Source organism: Streptomyces sp. NPDC054783, from assembly GCF_053611725.1.
Genome location: NZ_JBSHAY010000006.1, coordinates 328,317 through 343,199, shown reverse-complemented (window position 1 = coordinate 343,199; position 14,883 = coordinate 328,317). Strand labels below are relative to the sequence as shown.

The window sequence follows — 14,883 nt, the reverse complement described above, 5'->3', positions numbered from 1 at the left end:
GTTGATAGGCCGGATCTGGAAGCCAGGTAACTGGTGGAGGTGACCGGTACTAATAGGCCGAGGGCTTGTCCTCAGTTGCTCGCGTCCACTGTGTTGGTTCTGAAACCACGAACAGCCCCGCCCGGTGAGGGTGGTGCGGCGTTCACAGTTTCATAGTGTTTCGGTGGTCATAGCGTGAGGGAAACGCCCGGTTACATTCCGAACCCGGAAGCTAAGCCTCACAGCGCCGATGGTACTGCAGGGGGGACCCTGTGGGAGAGTAGGACACCGCCGAACAATTATTCAAAAAGGTCGGATCCTGAACTTCGGTTCGGGGTCCGGCCTTTTTACGTTTTCCTTAACGTGTCGTTCATGTCGCGCACCCAGCATCCAGCACATGGGAACTGCTGCAATGCTCAGGGTCGCCGGCGTCGGCCTCGGTGACGAGGTCGTCGTACCCGCCTTCGGGAACGTCGAAGTCGCCGAGGCCGTGACCCTGGCCGGTGCGCAGCCGGTGTTCGCCGACATAGACCCGGTGACCTACTGCCTCGACCCCGGCGCTGTCGAGGCAGCCGTAACTCCGTGTACCGCCGCGGTCGTTGTCGTACACCGCTTCGGACGGCAGGCCGACCTGCGGCGGTTGCACGGGCTCGGGCAGCGGCACGGCGTGCTGGTGCTGGAGCAGGGCGAGTCCGAGGTGCCGTACGACGAGATAGCGCAGCGCAGGGAGCGGGCCGCCTACCTCGACGGCAAGCTCAAGGGCGTACGGACGCCCGACGGAGGTGACGGGCACACCTACCAGCAGTATGTCGTGCGGGTGCCGGGCAACGGCCGGCCGGACCGGGACGCCTTCGCGATGGCCTTGCGGGCCAAGGGAGTTGAGTGCCGGGTGCCGGTCAAGACGCCCGTGCACCGGCTGCCGGAGTTCCGCCGCTGCGTGTCCCTGCCGCAGACCGAGCTGGCCGCCGACGAGACGCTGACGCTGCCCGTGGACGCAGCGCTCACCAAGCGGGAGATGCAGCGGATCGTGTCCGCGTGCAATGCGCTCGGGGGACTGCTGCAGCCCGCCTACTGAGTGGGTTCCGAACGAATTTGGGAACTCGGGCCTGCTCGGGGTAGAGTTTCTTCGTCGCCGCGAGGGAAACCTCGGAAACGACAGGCCCCTATAGCTCAGTCGGCAGAGCGTCTCCATGGTAAGGAGAAGGTCAACGGTTCGATTCCGTTTGGGGGCTCAGCAAGAAAGACCCCGCCCTTTCGGGCGGGGTCTTTCTCATGCTCTCACGCGTCCTTGTGGATTCCCGGGACGCGCATCGCCAGGATCGCCATGTCGTCCGACGGGGCGTCCGACGCGAAGCGTTCCACCGCCCGCATGATGCGTGCCGCGACCGCGCCCGCCGTCAGACCCGTGCAGGTGGTGAGGACGTCGGCGAGGCCGTCGTCGCCCAGCATGCGCGAGCCCTCACGGCGTTCCGTGACGCCGTCCGTGACGCAGAGCAGCACGTCACCGGGATCGAGGGTGACGGTCTCCTCGTGCAGCTCCAGGTCCTCGATCACGCCCAGCAGCGGCTGCGGCTCGGCGGCCGGCGTCACCGTGCCGTCCTGGCGCAGGCGCAGCGGAAGCGGATGGCCGGCGCAGACCACCTTGAGCTCGGCGCTGCCGTCCTCCTGCGGGCGCATCTCGCCGTAGAGCAGGGTCAGGAAGCGGCTGCGGTCGCCCTCGTCGAGGATCGCGGAGTTCAGACGCTGCAGGACCGCCGGTCCGGACAGGCCCTCGCGGGCCAGCAGACGCAGGGCGTGCCGGGCCAGGCCGGTGACCGCCGCCGCGTTCGGGCCCGTACCGCAGACGTCGCCGATGGCGAAGCCGTAGGCGCCGTTGCCGATCGGGAAGAGGTCGTAGAAGTCGCCGCCGACCTCGTTTCCCTCGCCGGCGGCGCGGTAGATGACCTCGACCTCGACGCCGTCGATGTTCGGGGTGCCGGGCGGGAGCAGGCTGCGCTGGAGGGCCTGGCTGATGGCCGTGCGCTCCGAGTAGAGGCGGGCGTTGTCCAGGGCGAGCGCGGCTCGGCGGGACAGGTCCTCGGCCAGTTCGAGGATTTCCTGGCGGAAGTGTTCGTCGGTGGGCTTGCCCAGGACGAGCATGCCGATGACGCGGTTGCGGGCCACGAGGGGCAGGACGACCGTCTCGCCGCCGACCGCGGAGGCCGTGGCGAGGGTCGGGCCGATGCCCGAGGAGATCTGGCGCGTGGGCCCGCCGGACAGGCCGAGGCTGCGCATGGAGCTGCGCAGGGCTGCCTGGTGCGCCACCTCGCCCGGGGTCGTCCAGACCCGGGCGCCGGGGGTCGGTACCGGGTCCGGCGGCGGGACCTTCGACAGCAGTGCCTTGATGCCGTCGATGAGTTCCTCGTCCTCGTGCAGGACGTACGACAGATACGGCTCGGAGGCCTGGTCGGCGATCGTATAGACGGCGCACCAGGTGGCCAGCGTGGGGACCGTCATCTGGGCCATCAGGGCCAGCGTCTGGTCGCGGTCCAGGGTGCCCGCCAGCAGGTCGGAGGCCTCGACCAGGAAGCTCAGGGAGCCGCGGCGCAGCCGCTCCAGCTCGCCGAGGCGGGCCGACTCGACGGCCAGGGCGATCCGGTCGGCGGCGAACTGCAGGCGCAGCGCCTCCTCGTTGGAGTACCGGCCCGGCGCCTCGGCCGCGACGCCGAGGGAGCCGGTGAGGCGGCCCTCGACCTTCAGCGGGACGGTGACGACCGAGCGCATGCCGGTGCCGGACAGCAGGGGTACGGCGCCGGGGACGGCGGTGAGGTCGTCGTGGACGGCGGGCATGCGTGCGGAGCCGTAGCGGCCGGGGCCGGCCTCGACCGGCACGCGCGCGAAGCGCTGGCGGGCGGAGGGCAGGCCGGTGGAGGCGCGGACCTCCAGCTCGGTCTCGTCGTCGGTGGCCAGCAGCAGGAACGCGGAGTCGCCGTCGAGCATGTCGCGGGCGCGCTCCACCGTGCGCTGCAGGAGGCCGTCGAGGTCGTCCGGGGCGGGGGAGCCGATGAAGACCTCGAAGGGGTCGGCGCCCTGGCCGTCGGAGGACTGGCTCTGGTCGCCGGCCGGGACGCGCGGCGGGGTCTGGAGTACGGCGCGCTCGTGCTCGCGGACCAGGAGACAGACGGTGGAGGGTTCGCCGCCGGTGTCGCGGACCCTGAGATGCGAGGCGTAGACCGACGCGACCCGGCCGTCGGCGCCGCGGATGCCGTAGCTGCCCTCCCAGCGGGAGAGCTGCAGGGCCTCGGCCACGCCGGTGCTGGTGCCCGGGGTGTGCGGCCAGGCCGCCAGCTCGGTGAGGGGCCTGCCCATGGCCTCGGCGGCCGGATAGCCGAACAGTTCTTCGGCGTCCTCGTTCCAGGAGGTGATGGCGCCCTTGCGGTCGACCTGGATGACGGCGACGCGGACCCGGCCGTCGGCCAGCGGGAGCAGGTCGGCGGGGAGGGACGGGCCGGCGGTGCGGGTGCCGACCGGGCGTTCGGGGAGGTTGAGCTGGAACCAGACGTTCTTGTGGGTGGGCGTGTAGTCGACGCCCCAGCGGGTGGCCAGGGCCGCGCACAGCTGCAGGCCGCGGCCGCCCTCGCGGTCGGGGCTGCCCATGGTGGCCGCGGCGTTCTGGAGGGGGACCTCGCGCTCGGGGTAGCGGTCGGAGACCTCGATGCGCACGCCGTCCTCGGCGCGCAGGCACAGGACCTCCGCGTGCGTGCCCGCGTGGACGACCGCGTTGGTCACCAGCTCGCTGGTGAGGACCACGGCGTCGTCGACGATGTCGGCGAAGCCCCAGCCCTGGAGGGTGTCGCGGACGAAGGACCGGGCGGTCGCGACCGATCGCCCGACGGGCTCGAAGGTGGCGGCCGCGCGCGCGGTGATCACAGAACTCCTCGGCCTGTTGTCGACGGGCAGGGCTGCCTGGCCGGCCGGCTCGCTGCGCTGCTGAGGCAACAGCTCGCCTGCCGGCTGTGGCTCCGGGGGCTGTCCCCCGGGGATGACTCCGGTGGTCATGGTCTGCGGCCGCCCCTCCGATGCCCGCTCGTTCTCGTGCCACCGCCCAGGCCGGTCGCACCGGTGCGGCTGGACAGCCGCATGCAAGGTTACTTACCTTCGCCGTCCGAGCGGATGCCGGTCGCCGGTGTTTACCCCCCGAGGGGTGTGCGGACGATGTGCGAAGCTGCCGAACTGTTATGGCCTGGTTGGGCCGGGGTGAAACACTGGGCAAGCTTCTGATGAAGGTCGGGTCAGCCTGCGTGTGTTCCGTGTACGGCGGGCAGCAGCCTCTGGTGTGGCCGGATCTCGTCTGGCAGAAATACGCAGCAGTAACCGGTACGCGGAAGTATCCGGTATGCCGATGACGGGCATGCCGGGCCGAAGCGGTCGAGCACAGCAGTAACGGTCTACCCCTCCGGGAGGGACACAGTGGAGTCTGGCGCGGCGACGCGTGGCACGAAGACGCGCGCGAAAGGCGGACCGTCCCTGGGCAAGCGCGGCGACACCACCGCCGTGGACACGGCTGCCCTGAACCGGCTGCTGGCGGCTCTCGTCTCGATGCGCGACGGGAACTTCCGCAAGCGGCTCACGGTCTCCGGTGACGGCGTGATGTCGGAGATCGCGGCCGTCTTCAACGAGGTGGCCGACCGGAACCTGCATCTGACCGGTGAGCTGTCCCGGGTGCGGCGCATGGTCGGTCGTGAGGGAAAACTCACCGAGCGGCTGGAGACGGGGGCCTGTGAGGGCTCCTGGGCGTCCGCGATCGACGCCTCCAACGCGCTCGTCGACGACCTGGTGTGGCCGGTGTCGGAGGTCGGCCGGGTGCTCACGGCGGTCGCCGAGGGTGATCTGTCGCCCCGGATGGAGCTGCGCACGCAGGCCCTGGACGGCGGCACCGGGCATCCGCTGCGGGGCGAGTTCCTGAAGGTCGGCCGTACCGTCAACAACCTGGTCGACCAGCTGTCGACGTTCACGGACGAGGTCACGCGCGTGGCCAGCGAGGTCGGCACCGAGGGCAAGCTCGGAGGCCAGGCCCGGGTGCGCGGTATGTCGGGTTCATGGAAGGACCTGACCGAGTCCGTCAACACCATGGCGCGGCAGCTGACCGCCCAGGTGCGCGACATCGCGCTGGTGACGACGGCCGTGGCCCGGGGTGACCTGTCACGCAAGGTGACCGTGCAGGTCGCCGGCGAGATGCTGGAGCTGAAGAACACCGTCAACACGATGGTGGAGCAGCTGTCGTCCTTCTCCGTCGAGGTGACCCGGGTCGCCCGTGAGGTGGGCACCGAGGGCATCCTGGGCGGTCAGGCGCAGGTGCCGGGCGTGGCCGGCGTGTGGAAGGAGCTCACCGACTCCGTCAACACGATGGCGGGCAACCTGACCGCTCAGGTGCGCGGGATCTCACAGGTCACGACGGCGGTCGCCAGCGGTGACCTGTCGCAGAAGGTGACGGTTCCGGCGCGGGGCGAGGTGGCGCAGCTCGCCGAGACGATCAACCAGATGACCGAGACGCTGCGGATCTTCGCGGACGAGGTCACGCGCGTGGCGAACGAGGTCGGCGCGGAGGGCCGGCTGGGCGGCCAGGCGAACGTGCCGGGCGCCGCCGGTACGTGGAAGGACCTGACGGACTCCGTCAACACGGTCTTCCGGAATCTGACCATCCAGGTGCGGGACATCGCGACCGTGACGACCGCCGTGGCCAACGGTGACCTGTCGCAGAAGGTCACGGTCGACGTGGCCGGCGAGATGCTGGAGCTGAAGAACACCGTCAACGGCATGGTGGACCAGCTGTCGGCGTTCGGCGCCGAGGTGACGCGGGTCGCGCGGGAGATCGGTGTCGAGGGCGAGCTGGGCGGTCAGGCGCAGGTGCCCGGTGCGGCCGGTGCGTGGAAGGACTTGACCGACTCCGTCAACACCGCGTTCCGCAACCTGACCGGGCAGGTGCGCAACATCGCCCAGGTGACCACGGCGGTGGCCAACGGTGACCTGTCCCAGAAGGTCACGGTCGACGTCTCCGGCGAGATGCTGAAGCTGAAGAACACCGTGAACACGATGGTGGACCAGCTGTCGAGCTTCGCCGACCAGGTCACGCGGATGGCCCGGGACGTGGGTACGGAGGGCCGGCTGGGCGGTCAGGCCCGGGTGGACGGCGTGTCGGGCACCTGGAAGGAGCTGACGGACTCCGTCAACTTCATGGCCGGCAACCTGACGTCCCAGGTGCGGCAGATCGCCCAGGTGACGACGGCGGTGGCACGCGGCGACCTGTCGCAGAAGATCGACGTTGACGCGCGCGGCGAGATTCTTGAGCTGAAGAACACGATCAACACGATGGTTGATCAGCTGTCCGCCTTCGCCGACCAGGTGACCCGGGTGGCGCGTGACGTGGGTACGGAAGGGCGGCTCGGCGGCCAGGCGCAGGTGCCCGGTGTGGCCGGTGTGTGGCGGGACCTGACCGACTCCGTGAACGGCATGGCCGGCAACCTGACGGCCCAGGTGCGCAACATCGCGCAGGTCGCCACCGCAGTGGCCCGCGGTGACCTCTCCCAGAAGATCACCGTGGACGCGCGGGGCGAGATCCTGGAGCTGAAGAACACCCTGAACACGATGGTGGACCAGCTGTCGTCGTTCGCCCAGGAGGTCACGCGTGTGGCGCGTGAGGTGGGTACGGAGGGCATGCTCGGCGGTCAGGCCGAGGTGCAGGGTGTCTCCGGCACCTGGAAGGACCTCACGCAGTCGGTGAACTTCATGGCGAACAACCTGACGATCCAGGTGCGCAACATCGCCGAGGTCACGACCGCGGTTGCCAAGGGTGACCTGTCGAAGAAGATCACTGTTGACGCCAAGGGCGAGATCCTTGAGCTCGTCACGACGGTCAACACCATGGTTGATCAGCTGTCCAGCTTCGCCGAGCAGGTGACCCGGGTGGCCCGTGAGGTGGGTACCGAGGGCATCCTGGGCGGTCAGGCCCATGTGCCGGGCGTCACCGGTATCTGGAAGGACCTCAGTAACAACGTCAACCTGATGGCCAACAACCTGACCATGCAGGTGCGGAACATCTCCCAGGTCGCGGCGGCCGTCGCCAACGGCGACCTGACGCGCCAGGTGACGATCGAGGCGCGCGGCGAGGTCGCCCAGCTCGCCGACACCATCAACATCATGGTCAAGACGCTGAGTTCGTTCGCCGACCAGGTCACCAAGGTGGCCCGTGAGGTGGGCACGGACGGCATCCTGGGCGGCCAGGCGCACGTACCGGGTGTGGCCGGCACCTGGAAGGACCTCACCGAGTCCGTGAACCAGATGGCGTCCAACCTGACCGGTCAGGTGCGGAACATCGCCATGGTCACCACGGCCATCGCCAAGGGTGACCTGACGAAGAAGATCGACATTGACGCGCGCGGCGAGATCCTCGAGCTGAAGACGACGATCAACACGATGGTCGACCAGCTGTCCAGCTTCGCCGAGGAGGTCACGCGCGTGGCCCGCGAGGTGGGCACGGAAGGACAGCTCGGCGGCCAGGCACGCGTGCGTGACGTCGACGGCACCTGGCGGGACCTCACCGAGTCGGTGAACGAGATGGCCGGGAACCTGACCCGGCAGGTGCGTGCCATCGCGCGCGTGGCGACCGCGGTGACCCGTGGCGACCTGAACCTGAAGATCGACGTCGACGCGTCCGGCGAGATCCAGGAACTGCAGGACTACATCAACAAGATGATCGCCAACCTGCGTGACACCACGATCGCCAACAAGGAGCAGGACTGGCTCAAGGGCAACCTGGCCCGTATCTCCGGTCTGATGCAGGGCCGCCGGGACCTGGAGGACGTGGCCTCGCTGATCATGAGCGAGCTGACGCCGGTGGTGTCCGCGCAGCACGGCGCGTTCTTCGTGGCGATGCCGCTCATGGAGGGCAAGGACGCCGCCGACGGCGAGGACAACTACGAGCTGCGGATGCTGGGCTCGTACGGCTACTCGATGGGCTCCATGCCGACGTCGTTCCGGCCCGGTGAGGCGCTGGTCGGCACGGCCGCCGAGGAGAAGCGCACGATCCTGGTGGAGAACGCGCCGAGCGGCTATCTGAGGATCTCCTCCGGCCTCGGCGAGGCCCCGCCGGCGCAGGTGATCGTGCTGCCGGTGCTGTTCGAGGGCAACGTCCTCGGCGTGATCGAGCTGGCCTCCTTCACGCCGTTCACGCAGATCCAGAAGGACTTCCTCAACCAGCTCGCCGAGATGATCGCGACGAGCGTCAACACCATCTCGGTCAACACCAAGACCGAGCTGCTGCTGAAGCAGTCGCAGGAGCTGACCGAGCAACTGAGGGAGCGGTCGGCCGAGTTGGAGAACCGGCAGAAGGCGCTGCAGGCCTCCAACGCCGAACTGGAGGAGAAGGCGGAGCTGCTGGCCCGGCAGAACCGCGACATCGAGGTGAAGAACACCGAGATCGAGGAGGCCCGGCAGGTCCTGGAGGAGCGTGCCGAGCAGCTCGCGGTGTCGATGCGCTACAAGAGCGAGTTCCTCGCCAACATGTCGCACGAGCTGCGTACGCCGCTCAACTCGCTGCTGATTCTGGCCAAGTTGCTCGCCGACAACGCCGAGGGCAACCTCTCGCCCAAACAGGTGGAGTTCGCCGAGACCATCCACGGCGCCGGTTCCGACCTGCTTCAGCTGATCAACGACATCCTCGACCTGTCGAAGGTCGAGGCGGGCAAGATGGACGTCTCCCCGACGCGTATCGCGCTCGTACAGCTCGTGGACTACGTGGAGGCCACCTTCCGCCCGCTGACCGCGGAGAAGGGCCTGGATCTGTCCGTACGGGTCTCCCCGGAGCTGCCCGCGACCCTGCACACCGACGAGCAGCGGCTGCTGCAGGTGCTGCGCAACCTGCTGTCGAACGCGGTGAAGTTCACCGACTCCGGGTCGGTGGAGCTGGTCATCCGGCCGACCGGCGCGGACGTGCCGATGGGCATCCGGGAGCAACTGCTGGAGGCCGGCTCGCTGACCGATCCGGACGCGCCGCTGATCGCGTTCTCGGTGACGGACACCGGCATCGGCATCGCGGCCAGCAAGATGCGGGTGATCTTCGAGGCGTTCAAACAGGCGGACGGCACGACCAGCCGCAAGTACGGCGGCACCGGCCTCGGCCTGTCGATCTCCCGGGAGATCGCGCAGCTGCTCGGCGGTGAGATCCACGCGCAGAGCGAACCGGGCCGCGGCTCGACGTTCACGCTGTACCTGCCGCTGCACCCGAGCGAACTGCCGCCGCAGGGCTACCAGCAGTCCGTGGCCCCGCTGGAGGCGGGGGAGCTGCTGGCCTCCGAGGCCGAGCGGTCCTCGGAGCTGTCCGCCGTGGAGATCGAGACCCCGGCCGAGGTGAAGTCGTACCGCGAGACGCAGAACGGCCCGGCGGCGCTCTTCCGGCGCCGGCGCCGGGGTCTGCCGCAGGGCGAGCAGCGGCCGGAGCACTGGGCGGCGATGCCCGAGCAGGAGAGCACGCCGCACTCCGCGCGCGGTGTGCGGTTCGGCGGCGAGAAGGTGCTGATCGTCGACGACGACATCCGCAACGTGTTCGCCCTGACCAGTGTCCTGGAGCAGCACGGTCTCTCGGTGCTGTACGCCGAGAACGGCCGCGAGGGCATCGAGGTGCTGGAGCAGCACGACGACGTGGCGGTCGTGCTGATGGACATCATGATGCCGGAGATGGACGGGTACGCCACGACCACGGCGATCCGCAGGATGCCGCAGTTCGCCGGGCTGCCGATCATCGCACTGACCGCCAAGGCGATGAAGGGCGACCGGGAGAAGGCGATCCAGTCCGGTGCCTCCGACTACGTGACCAAGCCGGTCGACCCGGATCATCTGCTGGCCGTGATGCAGCAGTGGATGGGTGGAAAGTGACGAGATCCGGCCGCCCGGATGTGAACACACCGGGAACCCTTGGCGTGGGTCGGGAGTTGCCCACTTGAGGTGATGGCGAACGTTCGACTTAAGGTGGCGTGCGAACGTATGGGAATGCCGGATTCCGGGAACCATCCCGGCCCCCGCCGCGTTTCCGGTACGTGCACAGTGACATCGCGGTGACAGGGTGTGGCGACAGGCGGGGTGCGGCTACGATGACCGGCACAAGGACGGGCGGCGAAACGGAGTCGTCCCCTGGGGCGGCGCCCGGTGTACCGCCGGGGCGAGGAGGGCGGGCCATGGTGCAGAAGGCCAAGATCCTCCTGGTCGATGACCGGCCGGAGAATCTGCTGGCGCTGGAGGCGATCCTCTCGGCGCTCGATCAGACGCTGGTGCGGGCATCGTCCGGGGAGGAAGCGCTCAAGGCACTGCTCACGGACGATTTCGCGGTCATTCTGCTCGACGTCCAGATGCCGGGCATGGACGGGTTCGAGACCGCCGCGCACATCAAGCGGCGCGAGCGGACCCGGGACATCCCGATCATCTTCCTCACGGCGATCAACCACGGCCCGCACCACACCTTCCGGGGCTATGCGGCGGGCGCGGTCGACTACATCTCCAAGCCCTTCGACCCGTGGGTGCTGCGCGCGAAGGTCTCGGTGTTCGTCGAGCTGTACATGAAGAACTGCCAGCTGCGGGAGCAGGCGGCGCTGCTGCGGCTGCAGTTGGAGGGCGGCGGCAAGGGCGCGGTCGGCGGCAAGGAGTCCGCCGGGCTGCTCGCGGAGCTGTCCGCGCGGCTCGCGGCCGTCGAGGAGCAGGCCGAGGCGCTGTCCAAGCAGCTGGACGACGATTCGGCGGACGCGGCCGCGGTGGCCACGGCGGCCCATCTGGAGCGCAAACTCACCGGGTTGCGGCGCGCCCTCGACGCCCTGGAGCCGGGTGCCGGCCCCGGCGGCTCGTCGGTGCCGGCGCAGAACTGACGTACCCCCGGGCGGCGGTTGCCGATGAGCGTGCGTCAGTTCCGGTCTCCGTCAAGGGCGACACGAACGGGTGAAGCTGTGGGCACACGTGTCCGCTGTCGTCTCCCCCGGTAATCTCACACCCATGGCCTCACGTCCCTCCGCAGCCAAGAAGCAGCCCGCGAAGAAGGCGGCTGCTCCCGCGAAGGCTCCGGCGAAGAAGGCCGCAGCGAAGAAGGCGCCCGCCAAGAAGGCCCCGGCCAGAAAGGCGGCGCCGCCGAAGCCGGCGCCCAGTCCCACCGGGGGCGTGTACCGGCTCGCGCGCGCCCTCTGGCTGGGCCTCGCGCACGCCGTCGGCGCCGTCTTCCGCGGCATAGGGCAGGGCGCGAGGAACCTCGATCCGGCCCACCGCAAGGACGGCATCGCGCTGCTGCTGTTCGGCATCGCGCTGATCGTCGCCGCCGGTACCTGGGCCGACCTGAAGGGTCCCGTCGGCGACCTCGTGGAGATCCTCGTCACGGGCGCCTTCGGCCGGCTCGACCTGCTGGTGCCGATACTGCTCGCGGTGATCGCCGTACGGTTCATCCGGCACCCGGAGCAGCCCGAGGCCAACGGGCGGATCGTGATCGGCCTGTCCGCGCTCGTCATCGGCGTGCTCGGGCAGGTCCACATCGCGTGCGGCTCGCCCGCGCGCAGCGACGGCATGCAGGCCATAAGGGACGCCGGCGGCCTCATCGGCTGGGCGGCGGCCACCCCGCTGACGTACAGCATGAGCGACGCGCTCGCCGTACCGCTGCTGGTGCTGCTGACGATCTTCGGGCTGCTCGTGGTCACCGCCACGCCGGTCAACGCCGTCCCGCAGCGGCTGCGGGCGCTCGGCGTCCGCCTGGGCGTGCTGCACGACCACGAGGCGGAGGAGTACACCGAGGACGACGAGCGCTACGACGACCAGTGGCGCGAGGCGCTGCCCGCGCGCCCCCGCAAGCGCTCATCCGCTCCCCGGACGTACGACCCCGAAAGCGCCGAGGAGGAGGCCCTCTCGCAGCGCCGTGGCCGCCCCAGGCGCTCCGCGGTGCCCCAGCCGGATCCGCAGCGCCGGATGGACGCCGTGGACGTCGCGGCGGCCGCGGCCGCCGCGCTCGACGGCGCGGTGCTGCACGGCATGCCGCCCTCCCCGCTGGTGGCCGACCTCACCCAGGGCGTCAGCGTCGGCGACCGCGAGGAGACCACGCCGGTGCCCACGCCGGCGCCGGCCCCCGAGCCCGCCCCGGCGCCGGTCCCGGCCGCCCGCCCCAAGCAGGAGAAGCTCAAGGCGGGGGTCGTCCCCGACCTGACCAAGCAGGCCCCCGAGGAGCCGCGCGACCTGCCGCCGCGCGCGGAGCAGCTCCAGCTCTCCGGGGACATCACCTACTCGCTGCCGTCGCTGGACATGCTCACCCGCGGCGGGCCCGGCAAGGCGCGCAGCGAGGCGAACGACGCGGTCGTCGCCTCGCTCACCCAGGTCTTCACCGAGTTCAAGGTCGACGCCGCCGTCACCGGCTTCACCCGCGGCCCGACGGTCACCCGTTACGAGGTCGAGCTCGGCCCCGCCGTGAAGGTCGAGCGGATCACCGCGCTCACCAAGAACATCGCGTACGCCGTGGCCAGCCCGGACGTGCGGATCATCAGCCCGATCCCCGGCAAGTCCGCGGTCGGCATCGAGATCCCGAACACCGACCGTGAGATGGTCAACCTCGGCGACGTACTGCGCCTCGCGGAGTCCGCCGAGGACGACGACCCGATGCTGGTCGCCTTCGGCAAGGACGTCGAGGGCGGCTACGTGATGCACTCGCTGGCGAAGATGCCGCACATGCTGGTCGCCGGTGCGACCGGCTCCGGCAAGTCGTCCTGCATCAACTGCCTGATCACCTCGGTCATGATGCGGGCGACCCCGGAGGACGTCCGGTTGATCCTGGTCGACCCCAAGCGCGTCGAGCTGACCGCCTACGAGGGCATCCCGCACCTGATCACGCCGATCATCACCAACCCCAAGCGGGCCGCCGAGGCCCTCCAGTGGGTCGTACGCGAGATGGACCTGCGCTACGACGACCTCGCGGCGTACGGCTACCGGCACATCGACGACTTCAACCAGGCCGTCCGCGACGGCAAGGTCAAGCCGCCCGAGGGCAGCGAGCGCGAGCTGCAGCCGTACCCGTACCTGCTGGTGATCGTGGACGAGCTGGCCGACCTGATGATGGTCGCCCCCCGGGACGTCGAGGACTCGATCGTGCGCATCACCCAGCTCGCGCGCGCGGCCGGCATCCACCTGGTGCTCGCCACCCAGCGCCCGTCGGTCGACGTGGTCACCGGCCTGATCAAGGCCAACGTGCCCTCCCGGCTGGCCTTCGCCACCTCCTCGCTCGCCGACTCCCGGGTCATCCTGGACCAGCCCGGCGCCGAGAAGCTGATCGGCAAGGGCGACGGCCTGTTCCTGCCGATGGGCGCGAACAAGCCGACCCGTATGCAGGGGGCGTTCGTCACCGAGGCCGAGGTCGCGGCCGTCGTGCAGCACTGCAAGGACCAGATGGCCCCGGTCTTCCGGGAAGACGTCACGGTCGGCACCAAGCAGAAGAAGGAGATCGACGAGGACATCGGCGACGACCTGGACCTGCTGTGCCAGGCGGCCGAGCTGGTCGTCTCCACCCAGTTCGGGTCGACCTCCATGCTCCAGCGCAAGTTGCGCGTCGGCTTCGCCAAGGCCGGGCGGCTCATGGACCTCATGGAGTCCCGCAACATCGTGGGCCCGAGCGAGGGATCCAAGGCACGTGACGTTCTTGTGAAGCCTGAAGAGCTGGACGGCGTGCTCGCCATGATTCGCGGGGAGTCTGAGGAGTAGGGCGAAGGGCCGTCCGGCGGACGCCGGTCACGCCGGGCGGCGGTGCGTCGTGATCCACCCGTTAGAGAACGGCGAGCAACCGTTTCCCTTCGTCGTACGTCCAGTTGAGCGAAAGGACAGATAGGCATCCCACCATGGGGTACCTGCCTGTCGAATCATAGGAATGTCCGGCCATTCCTATGGTGGCAAAGTCCGACCGCCCGGTTGCCCCACCCTTTCGTACCCCCCCTAGACTGAGCTTCCAGCACAGGTGGCTACACGCTCGAAAGGCGCCCCCGTGTCCCTCGGCAACTCCCCTGAAGACGAGCGTCCGTTCCAAGACGAGTCCCAGGAACCCCGTGTCTCCGTGGGCCGCGCCCTGCAGCAGGCGCGGATCGCGGCCGGGCTCACCGTGGACGACGTCAGCACCGCCACTCGTGTCCGTATCGCCATCGTCCACGCCATCGAGGCGGACGACTTCGCGCCCTGTGGCGGCGATGTGTACGCCCGCGGGCACATCCGCACGCTGGCCAGGGCCGTCCACCTCGACCCCGCACCCCTGATCGTCCAGTACGACGCCGAGCACGGCGGCCGTCCCGCTCCCACGCCGGCAGCGCCTCTGTTCGAGGCCGAGCGGATCCGGCCCGAGCGGCGCGGGCCCAACTGGACCGCCGCCATGGTCGCCGCGATCGTCGTGGTGATCGGCTTCGTGGGCTTCACCGCGGTCAAGGGCGGTGGCTCCGGAAACGATGCGAAGTCGCAGGTCGCCGGGGGCGGCGGTACCCCCGCCGCGAGCAAGTCCGCCTCGCCGAGGCCGACGAAGGACAAGCCCGCGGCGCCGAGCCCCGCGCCCTCCGACAGCGCCATCGCCGCCGCGCCCCAGGACAAGGTGACCGTCCAGGTCAGTGCGCCCAACGGACGCAGCTGGATCTCGGCCAAGGACCACAACGGCCGGATGCTCTTCGACGGGCTGCTGAACAAGGGCGAGTCCAAGACCTTCCAGGACAGCTCGAAGATCAACCTGATCCTCGGTGACGCCGGCGCCATCGAGCTCTACGTCAACGGCAAGAAGATCGACGACAACTTCCAGCCGGGCCAGGTACAGCGCCTCACCTACACGAAGGGCGACCCCGTCGCGGGGTAGGCCGTTCCCGGGGCGGAACGGATGTGACGGGGTCGGCC

6 protein-coding genes, 1 tRNA gene and 1 rRNA gene are annotated in these 14,883 nt (G+C 69.6%); 7 read left to right on the top strand and 1 reads right to left on the bottom strand.

Annotated elements, in window-relative coordinates; genetic code table 11:
* Nucleotides 1-159 precede the first annotated feature (159 nt).
* From rrf to ACWGJ5_RS14645, 3 genes are all read left to right on the top strand, one after another.
* Nucleotides 160-276 (top strand): 5S ribosomal RNA (rrf, locus tag ACWGJ5_RS14655).
* A 115-nt stretch (nucleotides 277-391) separates the two neighbouring features.
* Nucleotides 392-1,054, top strand: a complete 663-nt coding sequence (locus ACWGJ5_RS14650) for a DegT/DnrJ/EryC1/StrS family aminotransferase (RefSeq protein ID WP_453310092.1) — start codon at nucleotides 392-394, stop codon at nucleotides 1,052-1,054.
* 84 nt (nucleotides 1,055-1,138) lie between these two features.
* A tRNA-Thr gene (locus ACWGJ5_RS14645) sits at nucleotides 1,139-1,211 on the top strand.
* Nucleotides 1,212-1,257: 46 nt separating this feature from the next.
* On the opposite strand, the gene ACWGJ5_RS14640 is transcribed toward ACWGJ5_RS14645, so the two are convergent.
* Nucleotides 1,258-4,017 (bottom strand): SpoIIE family protein phosphatase, encoded by a 2,760-nt coding sequence (locus ACWGJ5_RS14640; protein ID WP_453310084.1) that lies wholly within the window; start codon nucleotides 4,015-4,017, stop codon nucleotides 1,258-1,260.
* Nucleotides 4,018-4,428: 411 nt separating this feature from the next.
* On the opposite strand from ACWGJ5_RS14640, the gene ACWGJ5_RS14635 reads away from it, so the two are divergent.
* The 4 genes from ACWGJ5_RS14635 (at nucleotide 4,429) to ACWGJ5_RS14620 (ending at nucleotide 14,845) form a co-directional block, all read left to right on the top strand.
* Nucleotides 4,429-9,888, top strand: coding sequence for a HAMP domain-containing protein (locus tag ACWGJ5_RS14635; RefSeq protein ID WP_453310083.1), 5,460 nt, complete (start codon nucleotides 4,429-4,431; stop codon nucleotides 9,886-9,888).
* A gap of 299 nt (nucleotides 9,889-10,187) precedes the next feature.
* On the top strand, nucleotides 10,188-10,868 hold the full coding sequence (locus ACWGJ5_RS14630; protein ID WP_069778400.1) for a response regulator: 681 nt from the start codon (nucleotides 10,188-10,190) through the stop codon (nucleotides 10,866-10,868).
* Nucleotides 10,869-10,992: 124 nt separating this feature from the next.
* Nucleotides 10,993-13,722: a DNA translocase FtsK gene (locus tag ACWGJ5_RS14625; RefSeq protein WP_453310082.1), complete on the top strand. Its 2,730-nt coding sequence runs from the start codon at nucleotides 10,993-10,995 to the stop codon at nucleotides 13,720-13,722.
* A 277-nt stretch (nucleotides 13,723-13,999) separates the two neighbouring features.
* The gene (locus ACWGJ5_RS14620) at nucleotides 14,000-14,845 is read left to right on the top strand and encodes a RodZ domain-containing protein (protein ID WP_453310081.1); all 846 of its coding nucleotides are present in this window, start codon (nucleotides 14,000-14,002) and stop codon (nucleotides 14,843-14,845) included.
* Nucleotides 14,846-14,883 lie beyond the last annotated feature (38 nt).